Annotated in this window: 17 protein-coding genes and 3 tRNA genes; 7 read left to right on the forward strand and 13 right to left on the reverse strand. The window is 71.3% G+C overall.

Annotation, left to right across the window (positions count from 1 at the left end):
• The first annotated feature begins 134 nt into the window (after positions 1-134).
• Both cofC and ACWCSU_RS32120 read left to right on the forward strand, forming a co-directional pair.
• Entirely contained in the window at positions 135-770 is a 636-nt protein-coding gene (gene cofC, locus ACWCSU_RS32115) for a 2-phospho-L-lactate guanylyltransferase (protein WP_449939985.1), read from the forward strand.
• A gap of 53 nt (positions 771-823) precedes the next feature.
• The gene (locus ACWCSU_RS32120) at positions 824-1,033 is read left to right on the forward strand and encodes a hypothetical protein (protein ID WP_357697673.1); all 210 of its coding nucleotides are present in this window, start codon (positions 824-826) and stop codon (positions 1,031-1,033) included.
• 65 nt (positions 1,034-1,098) lie between these two features.
• Here ACWCSU_RS32120 and ACWCSU_RS32125 read toward each other — a convergent pair whose 3' ends face one another.
• The 4 genes from ACWCSU_RS32125 to leuC form a co-directional block, all read right to left on the reverse strand.
• Complete coding sequence (locus tag ACWCSU_RS32125; protein WP_357697671.1) at positions 1,099-1,398, reverse strand: HU family DNA-binding protein; 300 nt, start codon at positions 1,396-1,398, stop codon at positions 1,099-1,101.
• Between the two features lie 99 nt (positions 1,399-1,497).
• Complete coding sequence (locus ACWCSU_RS32130) at positions 1,498-1,725, reverse strand: SCO5555 family protein (protein WP_449939988.1); 228 nt, start codon at positions 1,723-1,725, stop codon at positions 1,498-1,500.
• Positions 1,704-2,291 carry a 3-isopropylmalate dehydratase small subunit gene (gene leuD / locus ACWCSU_RS32135; protein WP_357697668.1) on the reverse strand — a complete coding sequence of 196 codons (588 nt, stop codon included), beginning with the start codon at positions 2,289-2,291 and terminating at the stop codon, positions 1,704-1,706. Before leuD ends, ACWCSU_RS32130 begins: the two co-directional genes overlap by 22 nt.
• 15 nt (positions 2,292-2,306) lie before the next feature.
• Positions 2,307-3,692 carry a 3-isopropylmalate dehydratase large subunit gene (gene leuC / locus ACWCSU_RS32140; RefSeq protein WP_357697666.1) on the reverse strand — a complete coding sequence of 462 codons (1,386 nt, stop codon included), beginning with the start codon at positions 3,690-3,692 and terminating at the stop codon, positions 2,307-2,309.
• 63 nt (positions 3,693-3,755) lie between these two features.
• On the opposite strand from leuC, the gene ACWCSU_RS32145 reads away from it, so the two are divergent.
• Together ACWCSU_RS32145 and ACWCSU_RS32150 are read left to right on the forward strand one after the other, a co-directional pair.
• Positions 3,756-4,472 carry an IclR family transcriptional regulator gene (locus ACWCSU_RS32145; protein ID WP_357697664.1) on the forward strand — a complete coding sequence of 239 codons (717 nt, stop codon included), beginning with the start codon at positions 3,756-3,758 and terminating at the stop codon, positions 4,470-4,472.
• A 58-nt stretch (positions 4,473-4,530) separates the two neighbouring features.
• On the forward strand, positions 4,531-6,243 hold the full coding sequence (locus ACWCSU_RS32150; protein WP_449939989.1) for a hypothetical protein: 1,713 nt from the start codon (positions 4,531-4,533) through the stop codon (positions 6,241-6,243).
• 118 nt (positions 6,244-6,361) lie between these two features.
• Here the strand turns inward: ACWCSU_RS32150 and ACWCSU_RS32155 are convergent.
• From ACWCSU_RS32155 to ACWCSU_RS32175, 5 genes are all read right to left on the reverse strand, one after another.
• Positions 6,362-6,434 (reverse strand) — tRNA-Glu (locus tag ACWCSU_RS32155).
• A gap of 19 nt (positions 6,435-6,453) precedes the next feature.
• Positions 6,454-6,529 (reverse strand) — tRNA-Glu (locus ACWCSU_RS32160).
• A gap of 82 nt (positions 6,530-6,611) precedes the next feature.
• Complete coding sequence (locus tag ACWCSU_RS32165; protein WP_449939990.1) at positions 6,612-7,190, reverse strand: hypothetical protein; 579 nt, start codon at positions 7,188-7,190, stop codon at positions 6,612-6,614.
• 13 nt (positions 7,191-7,203) lie between these two features.
• Positions 7,204-7,812 (reverse strand): response regulator transcription factor, encoded by a 609-nt coding sequence (locus ACWCSU_RS32170; RefSeq protein WP_357697658.1) that lies wholly within the window; start codon positions 7,810-7,812, stop codon positions 7,204-7,206.
• Positions 7,809-9,020 (reverse strand): sensor histidine kinase, encoded by a 1,212-nt coding sequence (locus ACWCSU_RS32175; protein ID WP_449939993.1) that lies wholly within the window; start codon positions 9,018-9,020, stop codon positions 7,809-7,811. The genes ACWCSU_RS32170 and ACWCSU_RS32175 overlap by 4 nt, the downstream gene beginning before the upstream one ends.
• Positions 9,021-9,134: 114 nt before the next feature.
• Here ACWCSU_RS32175 and ACWCSU_RS32180 point away from each other — a divergent pair, with 114 nt between their 5' ends.
• Positions 9,135-10,004, forward strand: a complete 870-nt coding sequence (locus ACWCSU_RS32180) for an alpha/beta fold hydrolase (RefSeq protein WP_449939995.1) — start codon at positions 9,135-9,137, stop codon at positions 10,002-10,004.
• Between the two features lie 59 nt (positions 10,005-10,063).
• Here ACWCSU_RS32180 and ACWCSU_RS32185 read toward each other — a convergent pair.
• A tRNA-Gln gene (locus tag ACWCSU_RS32185) sits at positions 10,064-10,135 on the reverse strand.
• 166 nt (positions 10,136-10,301) lie between these two features.
• Here ACWCSU_RS32185 and ACWCSU_RS32190 point away from each other — a divergent pair.
• Entirely contained in the window at positions 10,302-12,272 is a 1,971-nt protein-coding gene (locus ACWCSU_RS32190) for a M3 family metallopeptidase (RefSeq protein WP_357697652.1), read from the forward strand.
• Positions 12,273-12,301: 29 nt separating this feature from the next.
• Here ACWCSU_RS32190 and ACWCSU_RS32195 read toward each other — a convergent pair whose 3' ends face one another.
• Positions 12,302-12,844, reverse strand: coding sequence for a PadR family transcriptional regulator (locus ACWCSU_RS32195; protein ID WP_357697650.1), 543 nt, complete (start codon positions 12,842-12,844; stop codon positions 12,302-12,304).
• 56 nt (positions 12,845-12,900) lie between these two features.
• Here ACWCSU_RS32195 and ACWCSU_RS32200 point away from each other — a divergent pair, with 56 nt between their 5' ends.
• Positions 12,901-14,151, forward strand: coding sequence for an MATE family efflux transporter (locus ACWCSU_RS32200; RefSeq protein ID WP_449939998.1), 1,251 nt, complete (start codon positions 12,901-12,903; stop codon positions 14,149-14,151).
• Here ACWCSU_RS32200 and gltX read toward each other — a convergent pair.
• Together gltX and ACWCSU_RS32210 are read right to left on the reverse strand one after the other, a co-directional pair.
• Positions 14,045-15,418 carry a glutamate--tRNA ligase gene (gene gltX / locus ACWCSU_RS32205; protein WP_357697646.1) on the reverse strand — a complete coding sequence of 458 codons (1,374 nt, stop codon included), beginning with the start codon at positions 15,416-15,418 and terminating at the stop codon, positions 14,045-14,047. The genes ACWCSU_RS32200 and gltX overlap by 107 nt on opposite strands.
• Positions 15,411-16,187: a fumarylacetoacetate hydrolase family protein gene (locus ACWCSU_RS32210; protein WP_357697644.1), complete on the reverse strand. Its 777-nt coding sequence runs from the start codon at positions 16,185-16,187 to the stop codon at positions 15,411-15,413. Before ACWCSU_RS32210 ends, gltX begins: the two co-directional genes overlap by 8 nt.
• Between the last annotated feature and the right edge of the window lie 133 nt (positions 16,188-16,320).

A 16,320-nucleotide genomic window follows, 5' to 3' on the forward strand; every position in this document is an offset into this window, starting at 1 on the left:
CACCGCTACGGCGAATGACTCCCAGAAACGCGAAGGTCGCGTGGGGCGGCTCATGCTCTCCTCCAACCCGTACGGTATTCGCCCCAAGTCTCCCGGTTGGCCGCGTGGGATGTCGAGGCGAGATGCTTAAGCCTATGAGCAACCGCTGGTCTCTGGTCATTCCGGTGAAGACGCTGGTCGCGGCGAAGACCCGGCTGGCCGCCGCCACGGGGCCGCATCGTACGCGGCTGGCCGTGGCCGTGGCCTGCGACACCGTGGCGGCGGCGCTGGCGTGCCCGATGGTGGCGCGGGTGGTCGTGGTGACCGCCGATCCGGCCGCGGCGGGGCCGCTGGGGGCGCTGGGGGCGGAGGTGGTGCACGATCCCGACCGAGGGCTCAACACCGCGCTGCGCACGGGCGCGGCCCATGCCGTACGCGTCGCGCCCGGTGACGCGGTGGGCGCCCTCCAGGCCGACCTGCCGGCGCTGCGACCGGCCGAGCTGGCGACGGCGCTGACGGCGGCGGCCGAGTTCGACCAGTCGTTCGTGCCGGACGCGCAGGAGGTCGGCACGACGTTCTACGGCGTTCTTCCCGGCCGGCCGTTCACGCCGCGGTTCGGCGGCGAGTCGCGGGCCAAGCACCTGGGCGGCGGCGCGAAGGAGTTGTGCCCGCCGGGGATCGACTCGCTCCGGCGGGACGTGGACACCCCCGACGACCTGCGCGCGGCCCTCGTCCTGGGGCTGGGCCGGCACACGGCGGCGGTGGTCGCCGACCTGTGGCCGGGCGCGTGATCCTCCGGGCCGCCTCTCGCCCGCCGGGCGGCGATCGGCTTAGGCTGGTCGGCGTGCAGGCGACGGTACGCAGCTTCGACGAGGTCACCCGTTCCGGCTCGGTCTTCCTCGACGACGGGACGGTGCTGGAGTTCGGCACGCGCGCCTTCGACGCGGGGCCGCTGCGGCTGCTGCGCACGGGGCAGCGGGTGAATCTCGCCACCGACGGCGGGGAGATCACCTACATCACGCTGTCGACGTTCCCGATTCCCGCGCCCGAATGATGACGCGGTCCCGGAAAACAGCGAACGCCCGGGCGTGGGCCGCCCGGGCGTGATGTCCGCTGAGACTATTTCTTCTTGCCGATCTGCTTGCCGCCCTCGTTCACCTGGTCCTTGAATTCAGAGCCGGGACGGAACTTGGGCGCCCAGCTCTCGGCGACCTTGATCTCGGCGCCGGTCGACGGGTTCCTGGCAGTGCGGGCGGGCTTGTTCACCATCTCGAACGCGCCGAAGCCCGTGATGGAGACCTTGTCCCCGCTCGCCACAGCCTTCTGGATGGCCTCGATGACCGCGTTGACGGCCTCGGTGGCCGTCCTTTTGTCGCCCACCCGATCGGTGATGGCGTCGACGAGCTCTCGCTTGTTCATGAAAGTCCTGCTCCCCCAGTGACGGCTCGGGGTTCCAGCTCTCGAGTTCGACGTAGAAACCCCTTACGCGCTCGAAAGTAGGCGGGATCGCGGGGGAACTCAATCACCCTGCGTGTTTTCCCCCTCGCGTGGCGTGTCGAGAGCGCTCAAAAAGGCGTCGAGGCGGGCGGCCGCCCTTTCCGGATCGCGCTTGGCGAGATCGCAGATGGACAGGTAGCGGCGGGCCGCCCGTTCCTTGTCGGCGGCGGGGAGCATGCGGACGCGGCGGTGCGCCTCGCGCAACCGCCGCGCCAGTCGGTCGTCCTCTAGACGGTCGTCGGCAGCCATGGCTGCCGACCATTCTCGTACGTGGCCACATCGTCGGCGTGACGCAGGGTCAGCCCGATGTCGTCCAGGCCTTCGGTGAGCCGCCAGCGGGTGTAGTCGTCGATCTCGAACGGCACGACCTCGCCGGCCCAGCGGACCTGACGTTCCAGCAGGTCGACGGTCACCTGGAGCTTGGGGTCGGCCTCGACGGCGGCCTGCAGGGCCTCGACCTTCTCGCCGGGCAGGACGACCGGCAGCAGACCCATCTTGGTGGAGTTGTTGCGGAAGATGTCGCCGAAGCGGGCGGCGATCACGGCGCGGAAGCCGTACTGCTGCAGGGCCCAAACGGCGTGCTCGCGGGAGGAGCCGGTGCCGAAGTCGGGGCCGGAGACCAGGATCGAGCCGCCCTCGTAGGAGGGGTCGTTCAGGACGAACGTCGGGTCCTCGCGCCAGGCGGCGAACAGGCCCTTCTCGAAGCCGGTGCGGCTGACCTGCTTGAGCCAGACGGCCGGGATGATCTGGTCGGTGTCGACGTTGCTGCGGCGCAGCGGCACCGCCGTACCGGTGTGGGTGGTGAAGGCGTCCATCGGTCTGGTTCTCCCTTACAGGTCGGCGGGGGCGGTCAGGCGGCCGGTGACCGCGGTCGCGGCGGCGACCTGCGGCGACACCAGGTGGGTGCGTCCGCCCTTGCCCTGGCGGCCCTCGAAGTTGCGGTTGGAGGTGGAGGCGCTGCGCTCGCCGGGCTGGAGCGTGTCGGGGTTCATGCCGAGGCACATCGAGCAGCCGGCCTCGCGCCACTCGGCGCCGGCGGCCTTGAACACCTCGTGCAGGCCCTCCTGCTCGGCCTGGAGCTTGACCAGCATCGAGCCGGGCACGATCAGCGTGCGGGTGCGGACCTGGCGGCCGCGCAGGATCTCGGCGGCCGAGCGCAGGTCCTCGATGCGGCCGTTGGTGCACGAGCCGACGAACACGGTGTCGACCTCGATCTCGCGCAGCGGCGTGCCCGCGGTCAGGCCCATGTACTCCAGCGCGCGCTCGGCGGCCGAACGCTCGACCGGGTCGGCGAAGCTGTCGGGGCTGGGCACGGACCCGCCCAGCGGCAGGCCCTGGCCGGGGTTGGTGCCCCACGTGACGTACGGGGTCAGGGTCGTGGCGTCGATCTCCACGACCTTGTCGAACACGGCGTCGTCGTCGGTGCGCAGCGACTTCCAGTACTCGACGGCCTGGTCCCACAGCTCGCCCTTGGGGGCGTGCCGGCGGTCCTTGAGGTAGGCGAAGGTGGTCTCGTCCGGGGCGATCACGCCGGCGCGGGCGCCCGCCTCGATGGACATGTTGCAGACGGTCATGCGGCCCTCCATGGAGAGCTTGCGCACGGCCTCGCCGCGGTACTCGACGATGTAGCCCTGGCCGCCGCCGGTGCCGATCTTGGCGATGATCGCCAGGATCAGGTCCTTGGCCGTGACGCCGGCGGGCAGCTCGCCCGAGACCTCGATGGCCATCGTCTTCGGCCGGTAGGCGGGCAGCGTCTGGGTGGCCAGGACGTGCTCGACCTCGGAGGTGCCGATGCCGAACGCGATGCCGCCGAAGGCGCCGTGGGTGGAGGTGTGCGAGTCGCCGCACACGATCGTCATGCCCGGCTGGGTCAGGCCGAACTGCGGGCCGATGATGTGCACCACGCCCTGGCCGGCGTCGCCCATCGGGTGCAGCCTGATGCCGAACTCGGCGGCGTTCTTGCGCAGCGTCTCGACCTGGGCCTTGGAGACGGGGTCGGAGATCGGGCCGAGGACGGTCGGAACGTTGTGGTCCTCGGTGGCGATGGTGAGATCGGGCCTGCGCACCTTCCGGCCGGCGAGACGGAGTCCGTCGAACGCCTGCGGACTGGTCACCTCGTGAATGAGGTGCAGGTCGATGTAGAGCAGGTCGGGTTCGCCCTCCGCACGGCGGACGACGTGCTGCTCCCAGACCTTCTCGGCCAGTGTGCGGCCCATGATCTCCTCCTTGAGATTGCCTCCGACTTGCTTTCTCATATGTCGAGACGGCAGTATCGGTGTATGGACAACTCTAGCGGAGTCGGAGTACTCGACAAGGCCGTTCTTGTACTCAATGCCCTCGAAGCGGGTCCCGCTTCCCTGGCTCAGCTCGTCCAGGCCACCGGCCTGGCCCGCCCCACGGCCCACCGGCTGGCCGTCGCACTTGAGCACCACCGCATCGTGAGCCGCGACACGCAGGGCCGATTCGTGCTCGGGCCGCGGCTGTCGGAGTTGTCCACGGCGGCCGGCGAGGACCGGCTGCTCGCGGTGGCCTCGCCCGTGCTGACGCAGTTGCGCGACCTGACCGGCGAGAGCGCGCAACTCTACCGGCGCCAGGGTGACGAGCGGGTCTGCGTGGCGGCGGCCGAGCGGGCCAGCGGCCTGCGCGACACCGTCCCGGTGGGCTCTGCGCTGCCGATGACGGCGGGCTCGGCGGCCCAGATCCTGCTGGCCTGGGAGGAGCCGGACCGGCTGCACAGGGGCCTGCGCGGCGCCAAGTTCACCGCCGCCACCCTCGCCTCCGTACGGCGCCGCGGATGGGCCCACAGCGTCGGCGAGCGGGAGCAGGGGGTGGCCAGCGTGTCCGCCCCCATAAGGGGCAGCGGAGGCAAGGTGATCGCCGCCGTCTCGGTCTCCGGGCCCATCGAGCGGCTCACCAGAGCGCCCGGCCGGCTGCACGCCGTACCCGTCATGGCGGCCGCAGAACGCATCACCGAGGCCATGCGCCGCACGTCATGATCGGCGAAAGCTCGTATTTCGGGGGCCGACTGCCTCGTGGGCGCACTAGCCTGAGTGCGTGACAGATCGCATCGAGGTAGCCGCCACTGAGCTGCGACCCCTGCTCGAAGAGTTCATCATGTGGGCGCGCTCCAACGCGCCCGGAAGCGACCCCGAGCTCGTGGGGCCTGCCGCACTCTGGCACCGTCTCGCCTTCTCGCAGGACCTCGGCACGTGGAAGCGTGCCGACCTGCGCAACCTGCTGCTCGACCGCATGCCGAAGGTCGTGGAGGATCCCGACGCCGCCGCCGACGGCATGCTGCCCGCCGTCGACGCGTACCTGACGTTCCTCTCCCAGACCGGCAGGCTCGCCAAGGGCTCCGACACCCTCGCCGATCTGCAGGCCGAGCTCGACGACGTCGAGGACGAGTTCGTCGAGCTCATGGAGGAGCTGCTCGACGACGACGGCGCGGGTGACGACGAGGACGAGACCGGCGACCTGGGCGACTTCGAGGCGTTCGCCGACGAGCTGGCCGAGCTCGACACGATCAGGCTGCGGCCCGACTCCGAACTGGCCGCGGCCGCCCGCCAGGCGCCGCTGGTCGGCAAGGCCCGCGACCTGGCGCTGTGGGTGGGCTCCGGCCGCCGCGTCGGCGAGGACACCCTGCTCACCGACGCCGAGGTGGAGGAGGCGCTGGCCGTCGTGGGCCTGCCCAGGCCCGAGACCGACGGCCCGGTGGCCGAGGCGGTCCCGCAGCTCTGGAACATCTGGAACCTCGCCGTCGACCTGGAGTTCCTCGAACCGGGCGAGGGCAACACCGTGGCCGTCCAGGACGACACCTCCGAGTGGCCGTTCGACGACGACGAGGACGTCCTCGACGCCTGGATGCTCGGCCTGCACTCCGTCGACTACGGCGACCCCGAGCTCGACGACGACGACCTGACGATGGCGCTGGCCGGCCTGACCCGGGGCCTGCTGGTCAGGCTGCTGCTGGCCGGCGGCTCGCGCGAGCGCGACGACCTGGCCCGCGAGCTGGCCGAGGCCGCCGCCGACCTCGACGAGCTGGGCGGCGACGCCTGGGAGGCGGCCGGCGACCCGCTGGCCCCCGCCATCGACTGGCTGGTCGGCTACGGCATGATCGAGGTCGAGGGCACCACCGTGCGTCTCACCCCGCTGGGCACCGAGGGCGTCGTCCACCTGGTCGACGACGCCGACATCGAGGTCGACGCCCGGCCCGCGATCGAGTCGATGAGCGCCCACGAGCTGCTCGCACTGAGCGCCGAGCTGCCCGAGGACGAGGCCGACGCCGAGTTCGCGGCCTGGATGCGGCTCAGGGAGCCGGCCAAGGCCGCCGAGGAGCTGCTCGACGCCGCCGCCGAGGACGAGAGCGACGCCCTGATCCGGGTGCAGGCCGCCAGCGTGGTCGGCACACTGGGCGAGGCCGCCGTCCCGGCCTGGCAGGAGGCGCTCAAGCAGCCGTCGCTGCGGCCGTACGCGGCGACGCACCTGAGCCAGCTGGAGATCGAGGGGGCGCCCGAGCCCACCCAGGACGACACCCACTGGCTGATCCTCGACATGTGGACGATCTCGGCCGGGCTGGGGCGTTCCGAGTTCGTCAGCAGCCTGCAGGACATCGGCCCCGACATGGTCAACGGGCTGCTCGAAGTGATCTGGAAGATCCCGCACGCGCACGTGGAGGAGCTGCTCGACCTGATCTCGCAGGTCCACCCCGACAAGCAGATCGCCAAGGCGGCCCGCCGTGCCCTGTTCAAGGCCCGCTCCTCGGCCTGACCCCGCTACGGCCAGGGCTCCACGCTATCGGCGTGGGGCCCTGTTCCCGTTCGCGGGCGGGCCCGTGCAACGCAAAAACGCCCCGGTGCTTGACGCACCGGAGCGTTTTGAGTGAACGTAGTCCCGACCGGATTCGAACCGGCGCTACCGCCTTGAGAGGGCGGCGTCCTGGGCCACTAGACGACGGGACCTTCGCTCAGCTTGTGACAGTGGTAGTCCCGACCGGATTCGAACCGGCGCTACCGCCTTGAGAGGGCGGCGTCCTGGGCCACTAGACGACGGGACCCTGTTCACAAGCTGGTGTGCCGGGTCTCCCCGGCGACGCAGGTAACTCTACCGCACCCCGCAGACCACAACCAACCCGCTTGTCAGCGCATGAGATCAGGCCGGTGGCGGCGGACCCAGTCGCCCATCGGCCCCCGTTCCCACAGCGGGTCGATCTCGCCGAGCGGGATCGCCACCTCGGGCCGTCCGGTGACGGGGTCGGCGGGCATCCGGGCCAGGCGCTCGCGCATCCACCGCGGCGCCCGCGGCGGGAGCGTGCGCTCGCCCCACCCGACCAGCCCCACCGAGCGCAGGGCCTGGACGCGTACGCGGACGCCGCCGGGCCGGCCCAGGAGCCGGGGGTCGGCCGGCCGGGTGTCCACCACGCCGATCCGGGCGATGTCGGGCCAGCGCAGCCGCACCCTGAAGCCGCGGGCGTCGGCCAGCTCCACGCCCTCCGGCGAGAAGCGCACGACCGTGCCCGCGACCAGCCGGCGGTGCTTGACGACGAGCACGCCGGTCAGGGCCGCCGTGGCGAGCGCGCCGAGCACGACGCCCAGCGCCGAGCTGCCGGTGAAGATGGCCCCGAGCAGCAGGCAGACGGCGAAGAAGAGCGCCAGCGGCGCGGCGAACGGGGCGACGAAACGGGCAAGGCCGCCCTCGCGCATGCGGAATTCGTCCATGAGGCGAGGGAGGCTACCCGCCGAGCAGCCCGCGGCGGAAGGCCTCGGCCACGGCGGCGGCGCGGTCGCGGACGTCGAGCTTGGCGTAGGCGTGCAGCAGGTGCGTCTTGACGCTGGCCTCGCTGATGAACAGCTCGGCCGCCGCCTGCCGGTTGGTCGCTCCCCCGGCCACCAGCCGCAGCACCTCCAGCTCACGTCTGCTCAGGTCGCCCCGCCTCGGCCTGCGCACGTGGTCGGCCAGCCGTCCGGCCACGGCGGGGGCGAGCACGGTCTCCCCGTCGTACGTGGCCCGCACGGCGCGTGCCAGCTCCTCCGGGTGGGCGTCCTTCAGCAGGTAACCGGCCGCCCCGGCCTCCAGCGCGGGCAGGACGTCGGTGTCGAACGTCGTGAGCACCAGCACCCGCGGCCCGCTCCCGCTCAGCTGCCTGATCGCGGCCAGGCCGTCCATGCCGGGCATGCGCAGGTCCATGAGGACGACGTCGGGCCGCAGCTCGGCCGCCAGCCGGACGGCCTGGGCGCCGTCGGCCGCCTCGCCCACGATCTCCATGCCGGGCTCGGCGCCCAGGGCGGCGCGCAGGCCGTCCCGGACGATCGGGTGGTCGTCCACGATGAGCAGTCTCACGGTCGTTCGCCTTCCGCGGGTATGACGGGGACGGCCGCGGCCACGGCGCTCCCCCGGCCCGGCTCGGACTCGACCTCCAGCGTGCCACCCACCGCGCGGGCCCGCCGGCGCATGCCTTCCACCCCGAAGCCCTCAGCAGCCTCCTGCGGAACGAAACCGCGCCCGTCGTCACGGATGTCGAGCATGACGACTTCGTCCGTGTACGACAGGGTGAGGGCCGTCCTGGTGGCATCGGCGTGCTTGGCGACGTTGGCCAGTGCCTCCTGGGCGATGCGGAACAGCGTGGCCTCGACGTCGGCGGACAGGGCGACGGGGGTGCCGGTGACCTCGACGGCCAGGCCGACGCCCGCCGTGGCGGCCCACGAACGGGCCATGCGGCCGAGTGCGTCGGGGAGTCTGGAGTCCTCCAGGGGGCCGGGGCTCAGGGCGCGTACCGACCGGCGGGTCTCGGCCAGGCTCTGGCGGGCCAGCCGAGCCGCCTGGTCGAGGTGGCGGCGGCGGTCGGCCTCGGCGGTGGCGCGGCCGGCCGCGCCGAGCTGGCCGATCAGGGCCGCCAGGTCCTGTGCGACGGTGTCGTGGATCTCGCCCGCCACACGCTGCCGCTCGTCGAGCACGCCCGCCCGCCTGGCCTGGCGCAGGAGCCGGGCGTGCAGGTCGGCGTTCTCGTCCATGGCGGTACGCAGTTCGCCGATCAGGCGGCGGCGCCTGTCGCTCTCGGCGGAGACATACCAGCCGGCCAGGGCGAGCGGGACGGCGATGCCGCCGGCCACCGTGAACAGCCCGGTGGGAGCGCCGGGACCGGCCTGGGCCACGACGACGACCACGGCGGTGAGCGTCACGCCCGCCATCACCAGGCGGGTCGGCAGCAGGGCGACGGCCAGGGGGTAGCCGAGCGAGGCGAACACGACGAAGGCCGGGTTGCCCGCCACCAGCGCGCCCGCGAGGCCCATGAGCAGCACGTAGTACGGGACGACGAGAACGGCCTGCCGGTGCCGCCGGGAATGCAGCCACGGGACGGCGGCCAGCCACACCGCCGCGACGGCGGCCAGGACGGGCCAGGGCGCGACGATCCAGGGCGCCGCGGCGGCCAGGGCGTTGCCGCCCTGCGGCGGGTCGCCCATGACGGCGGCGGCGACCACGGAGATCGCCAGCAACCCGTAGCCGAGCGCGACGTGGAGCAGACGCTCACGTCCTGGTGCCCGGCTCACGCCTCCAGCCTGGCACGCCGCCCGGGTCAACCGATCGGTGGATGGGCGGACTCAGCCGTACGGACCGCCGGACGGGCGATGTGCAGGCCTGCCGGCCTGGGCGAACATCGGCCCATGAGCGATCGAGAGAGCGGATCCCGGCCCGGCCGGGTGACCACGTTCGTGTTCGTCACCGGGGCCGGCGGCGTGGCACAGGGAGATCCGGAGCTGACGCTGCGCGGGCACCGGACCGTGGGCGTGGAGCTGCCGGGGCACCTGCCCGCCGAGCAGTTCAGCCGCGCCTACCAGGCCCCGCAGGACCTGGCGGCGCTGGCCACCGCGCCCTCGCCGGTGTCCGGGGTGACCCTGGACGACTACGTCGAGGCCACGGTGAACGTCGTGCGCAGGGTCGCCGCGTACGGCCCGGTGGTCCTGGTGGGCGGGAGCCTCGGCGGAGCGGCGGTCACCAAGGCCGCCGACGAGGTCCCGCACCTGCTCGACCGGCTGGTCTACGACACGGCCTTCTGCTGCACGCGGCTGCGCTCGCCGGCCGAGTACCTGGAGACACCCGAGGCCGCCACGAGCCTGGCGAAGGGGCTGGTGGCCGGGTTGATCGGCGACCCCACGGCGCTCATGGCGGTGCGGATGAACTGGCGGACGTCCGACCCGGCGTTCCTGGCCGCGGCCAAGGAGGCGTTCATGGCCGAGGCGGCCGACGGCGAGTTCCTGGCGCTGCTCAACACGTTGCTGCCGGACGAGAGCCTGCTGGTCTCCGCCGCGGACGCGCGCGGCAGGACGGACGCCTGGGGCCGGGTGCCGCGGACGTACATCAGGCACACCCGGGACCGGATGATCCCGCTCGCGCTGCAGGACCGGATGATCAGGGAGGCGGACGCGGCCACCCCGGGCAACAGGTTCGAGGTGCGCACGGTCGACACCGGGCACGCGGCCACGGCCGCGGAGTACCGGAGGATCAGCGAGATCCTGGACGCCCTGGCGACCTGACGGGCCGCCGACACGAAAAAACGGACGTCTCTCAGGGAGACATCCGTTTCGGTGACTTGCTGGGGTACCAGGACTCGAACCTAGACTAACTGAACCAGAATCAGTCGTGCTGCCAATTACACCATACCCCACCGCTGCGAACCCCTTCGAGGAGCGCGCTTGGCGACGTCCGAAAGAATAGCCCAGCTCGGGGGGTAAGACCAAAACGATTGCCGAAGCGGTCTCCGGCGGACTGCGGCACGGGCTCCGGCGTGCCAAGCTGAAGAGGACAAAACACCACGTGGAGGAGCCCCAGCGTTGGCCGAGAACCCGTTCTTCGCCCCTAGTAGCCTGCCGTACCAGTTGCCTGCGTTCGCGGACGTCCGCGAGGAGCACTACCTGCCCGCGTTCGAGCGCGGCATGGCCGAGCACCTGGCCGAGGTCGACGCGATCGCGAACAGCACCGAGCCGCCCACCTTCGACAACACGATCGCGGCCCTGGAGCGTTCTGGGCGCGTTCTCGGCCGTACGGCCACGGTCTTCTTCAGCATGGCCGCGTCCAACTCCAGCGACGGGATCATGGAGATCGAGAAGGAGATCTCCCCGAAGCTGACCGCGCACAACGACGCGATCCGCCTCAACCGGGCGCTGTGGGCGCGGATCAAGCAGGTCGGCACGTCCGACGCCGAGGAGGCGTGGCTGCTGGAGAAATACCGGGAGGACTTCGTCCGGGCCGGGGCCGACCTGTCGGAGTCGCAGCAGGACCGGCTGCGCGAGCTCAACGGCGAGCTGTCGAAGCTCTCGACCGAGTTCGCGCAGACCCTGCTCAAGGCGTCCACCGAGGAGGCCCTGGTCGTCACGGACGCCAAGGAGCTCGACGGCTTCGACGAGGCCAGGATCGAGTCGCTGCGCCAGGACGACGGCACGTACGCGCTGCCGCTGCTGAACTTCACCAACCAGCCCGGCCTGGCCCAGCTCACCGACCGCGACGTGCGCCGCCGCCTGTACGAGCTGAGCGTCGGCCGCGCCCCCGCCAACTTCGGGCGGGCGGTCCAGATGGCCACGCTGCGGGCCGAGCGGGCGGCGCTGCTCGGCTTCCCCGACCATGCCGCCTACTCGGTGGCCGACCAGACGGCCAAGACCGTCGAGGCGGTCGAGGAGATGCTCGGCCAGCTCGTCGGCCCGGCCGTGCGCAACGCCGGCAAGGAGGCCGAGGCGCTGGCCGGGCAGGCCGGGTTCGCGATCGAGCCGTGGGACTGGTCGTACTACTCGGAGAAGGTGCGGCTGGCCCGCTACGACTTCGACGCCGACGCCATGCGGCCCTACTTCGAGCTCAACCGGGTCTTCAGGGACGGCGTGTTCTTCGCCGCCACCAAGCTCTACGGCCTCACCTTCACCGAGCGGCCCGACCTGGACGGCTACCACCCCGACGTGGCCGTCTTCGAGGTGTTCAACGAGGACGGCGCCCCGCTGGGCCTGTTCCTGCTCGACCCCTACGCCAGGGCGAACAAGCGCGGCGGCGCGTGGATGAACAACCTGGTCGACCAGTCGTACCTGTTCGACGAGCTGCCGGTGGTGATGAACAACCTCAACATCACCAAGCCGGCCTCGGGGCCGACGCTGCTGACGTACGACGAGGTGAACACCGCCTTCCACGAGTTCGGGCACGCGCTGCACGGGCTGTTCTCGGAGGTGCGCTACCCGCGCGTGTCGGGCACCAGCGTGCCGCGTGACTTCGTCGAGTACCCCTCGCAGGTCAACGAGATGTGGGCCACCTGGCCGGAGGTCCTGACCAACTACGCCAAGCACCACGAGACGGGCGAGCCGATGCCCGCCGAGCTGGTGGAGAAGCTGCACGCGGCCGAGAAGTTCAACCAGGGCTTCACGACGGTGGAGTACCTGGCGGCCACGCTGCTCGACTGGGCCTGGCACCGGCTGGCGGCCGGCGAGCAGGTGGCCGACGCGCAGGCGTTCGAGCAGGCGGCCCTGGAGGCGGCCGGGATCGACGTGGCGCTGGTGCGCCCCCGCTACCGGACGAACTACTTCGCCCACATCTTCTCGGGCGGCTACAGCGCCGGCTACTACTCCTACATCTGGAGCGAGGTGCTCGACGCCGAGAGCGTGGAGTGGTTCAAGGAGAACGGCGGCCTGACCAGGGCGAACGGCGACCACTTCCGCCGCGAGCTGCTCTCCAGGGGCGGCAGCCTCGACCCGCTGACCGCCTTCCGCAACTTCCGCGGGCGCGAGCCGGGCATCGGGCCGCTGCTGGCCCGCCGCGGCCTCGACTGACCGTCCCCTCCCCCGGGGAATCGTCTCCCCTACGGCTCCGGCAGCTCCTCGATGCGCTGCCGGAGCCATTCCTTCTCCGCCCGGCTCGACGCCCGGGCGATCTCCAGCATGCCCCGCCGGTACGGGTCCGGCTCGTCCTTGATCCGGACGGGCCGGCCGCCCTCGTGGAAGAAGCTCGCCGGGGCCTCCAGGAAGGCCAGCCTGAGGCGCAGCACCCTTGACCGGTCGGCGGGGTCGGGCAGCGCCGACAGGAACGTCAGCAGGGCGAAGAAGCGCGTCTGGTCGCTGATGTCGAGCTCGCTCGGGTCGCGCAGCCGCCGCAGCAGCTCCTGGCGGCCCTCGCCGGTGAGCGTGAGCACCTGCCTGCGGGCCGCCGCCGCGCCCGCCTCCTCGTGCCGTTCGACCAGGCCCTTGGCCTCCAGTCTCGATATGGCGGGGTAGAGAGCGCCGTCGCTGACCGGGCGGAGGTGGCCGGTGAGCGCGGTCAGGCGGGCCTTGAGCTCGTAGCCGTGCATCGGACGCTCGTTCAGGAATCCCAGGATGGTGAGGGACAGATCCCCGCCGCTTGCCATGGCCCGCATCGTAACGCTATACCTCTAAAAGAGGTACAACGAAACGAGGTATTGGCATGTTCAGGCTGGCTCTCCCCATCTACGTGGAGCTGCTCACGGCCGTGGTCGCGGTGGGCGTGATCGACCTGCTGTGGGTCTCGGGGCTCGGGGAGGGGGCCATCGCGGCCGTCACCGTGGGCACCACGGCCGAGTACCTGGCCTACGGGCTGTTCCTGGCCGTCCCGACGGGGGTGACCGTGCTCGTCGGGCGGCGTGACGGGCAGGCGCCGATCGGGCCGGTGATCAGGACGGGGTGGATGTTGTGGGCCGCGTTCTCGGTGGCCGTCGCCGTCCCGGGGGTGCTGCTGCGCGAGCCGCTGGCGGCCCTGTTCACCGACGATCCCGGGCCGACGGCGGGGTTCTTCCTGATCTCACTGGGCGGGCTGCCGGTGTTCTTCGCCCAGACGGTCGTGGACGCGATCCTCAAAGGGCTGGGCGACACGAAGACCCCCATGCGGAACGCGCTGATCTGCAACGCCCTGGTCATCGTCCTGGACCCGCTGTTCATCTACGGCCTCGACCTGGGCGTCCAGGGGGCCGCGCTGGCCACCGTGGCGGCGCGGCTGGTCACGCTCGGGGTGGCGGTCACCTCCGTCGTACGGCTGCGCGTTGCCCCCGGCGACGGCCCGCTCCCCGGGGAGGTGCTGCGGACCGGCCTGCCCATGTCGGGAGACTTCCTGGCCCGTTCCCTGGTGGGCATGGCGCTGGTGGAGATCGTGGCCGGGTTCGGCACGGCCGAGGTCGCCGGGTACGGCATCGGTCAGAAGATCATGCTGGCGGGGGTCATGGTCTTCTACGCGCTGCGCCAGGCGGCGATGATCCGTACCGCGCGGTCGGAGCCGGTCGGGTCGCCGCTGCGGCTCGGGCTGGCGACCGGGGCGGTGGTCGCGGTCGTGCTCAACCTGGTGGCCGCGCCCGCGGCCGGGCTGTTCACCGGCGATCCGGCGGTGACCGTGGGCTTCCTGCGGTGGATGACGCTCTACCTGGTGCCGTTCGGCGGGCTCATCGCCGTCGGGGGGGTGCTCCAGGCAAGCGGAAGGGGCAGCCGCCTGCTCGCCGCCACGCTGGCGGGCTTCGCGGTGCAGCTGCCCCTCGCCTATCTGCTGAGCTCGTGGCTCGGCGTCACGGGGGTGTGGCTGTCGATGGCCGTCGGGTCGTCGCTCAGCCTCGCAGGCGCCCTAGCGCCGCTCGGATCCGCTCCGTGGCACGCTCGCGCCCGAGCACCTCGATCGACTCGAACAGCGGCAGGCCCACGGTCCGGCCGGTGATCGCCACGCGCACGGGGGCCTGGGTCTTGCCCAGCTTGAGCCCGAGCGGCGCGCCGACCTCCTCCAGGGCCTCCTTGAGCGACTCCGCGTCCCAGGGGACCGTCTCCAGGCGGGTGAGGTAGGCGCCGAGGATCTCCTCCGGGGAGTTCTTCATCGCCTTGTCCCAGGACGGCTGGTCGAAGACGGGCTCGTCGAGGAAGAGGAAGTCGACGTTCTGCCTGATCTCCGACAGCACGGCGATGCGGGTCTGGGCCAGCGCCGCGACCTTGCTGAACAGCTCGCGGTCCCAGGCGGGGTCGAGGTACGGAGAGCAGCGCTCCTCGAAGGTCTCCAGCGGCAGCGCCCTGATGTACTCGCCGTTGAAGGCCCGCAGCTTCTTCTCGTCGAAGAAGGCGCTGGCGGAGTTGACGTCCTCCAGCTTGAACAGCGGGACCATCTCCGCCCACGGCATGATCTCGCGGTCCTCGCCGGGGCCCCAGCCGAGCAGCATGAGGTAGTTGACCATGGCCTCGGCGAGGTAGCCCTCGTCGCGGTAGTCCTCCAGGGCCACCTTGTCGCGGCGCTTGGACAACTTCTTGCGCTGCTCGTTGACGATCACCGGCAGGTGGGCCCAGATCGGCGGGGTGGAGCCGAGCGCCGGCCACAGCAGCACCTGCTTGGCGGCGTTGCCCAGGTGCTCCTCGCCGCGCACGACGTGCGTGATGCCCTGGGTGATGTCGTCGACGGCGTTGGCCAGCACGTAGAGCGGCGAGCCGTCGGTGCGGGCGATCACGAAGTCTTCCTGGGCCTCGTTGGGGAACTCGACGTTGCCCCTGATCAGGTCTTCGACGACGGTGACGCCCTCGTCGGGGGTGCGGAAGCGCACCGCGCCCTCGGTCAGGCCGCGCTCGCGGCAGAAGCCGTCGTAGCCCTTGTGCTCGGAGCCGGTGCGGGCCACCAGGGTCTCACGGGTGCAGTCGCAGTGGTACGCCTTGCCGTCGGCCAGCAGCTTGGCCACGGCCTCGCGGTGCTGCGGCTCGTAGGCCGACTGGAAGTAGGGGCCCTCGAACACCGGGTTGGTGCCGTTGATGCCGATCCAGTCGAGCGCCGAGATGATGCCCTCGGTCCACTCCGGGCGGTTGCGCGTGGCGTCGGTGTCCTCGACGCGCAGGACGAAGCGGCCGCCGGACTGTTCGGCGAGGGCCCAGTTGAACAGCGCCGTGCGGGCGCCGCCGACGTGGAACATGCCGGTCGGGGACGGGGCGAAACGCACCCGTAGATCAGTCACGGGAGACCACCTTGTTCGTGAGAGTGCCGATGCCTTCGATGCCGACGCTGACCTCGTCGCCGATCTCCAGCGGGCCGACGCCCGCCGGGGTACCGGTCAGGATGACGTCGCCGGGGATCAGCGTCATGACCGCGCTGACGTAGGCGACCAGCGCGGGGATGTCGTTGATGAGCTGGCTGGTGCGGCCGCTCTGCCGGATCTCGCCGTTGACCGTGGTGGTCAGCGCCAGGTCGCTCGCGTCGAGATCGGTCTGGATCCAGGGCCCGAGCGGGCAGAACGTGTCGAAGCTCTTGGCCCGGGTGAACTGCACGTCCTTCTTCTGCAGGTCGCGGGCGGTGACGTCGTTGGCGCAGGTGTAGCCGAAGATGACGTCCTTGACGCGGTCGACGGGCACGTCGCGGCAGAGCCTGCCGATCACCACGGCCAGCTCGCCCTCGTAGTCGACCCGGTCGGACAGCGAGGTCGGGTAGGCGATGGCCTCGCCGTGGCCGATCACCGACGTGGACGGCTTCATGAAGATGAGCGGCTCGTCGGGCACCTCGTTGCCCATCTCGCGGGCGTGCTCGGCGTAGTTCCTGCCGATGGCGACGACCTTGCTCGGCAACATCGGGGCCAGCAGCTTCACCTGGGACAGCGGGAAGCGGTCACCGGTGAACTGCACCTGGCCGAACGGATGGCCGGAGACCGTGGAGACGAACTCCTCGCCAGGGCCGCCTTCGACCACGCCGAACGACACGCCTTCGCCTGTGGAGAACCTCGCTATACGCACCTGACAAGGCTATCGCCGCCGTCGCAGGGGTCCGCCCACCGCCGCAAAAGTCAGGAACCCTCCATAAATGCCCCCAGAGTCCGTTTTGTTGGGTATCGGAGGTGATTAACCGGATATCTCTGCCTATCTAGAG

The organism is Nonomuraea sp. NPDC001699, assembly GCF_053596455.1.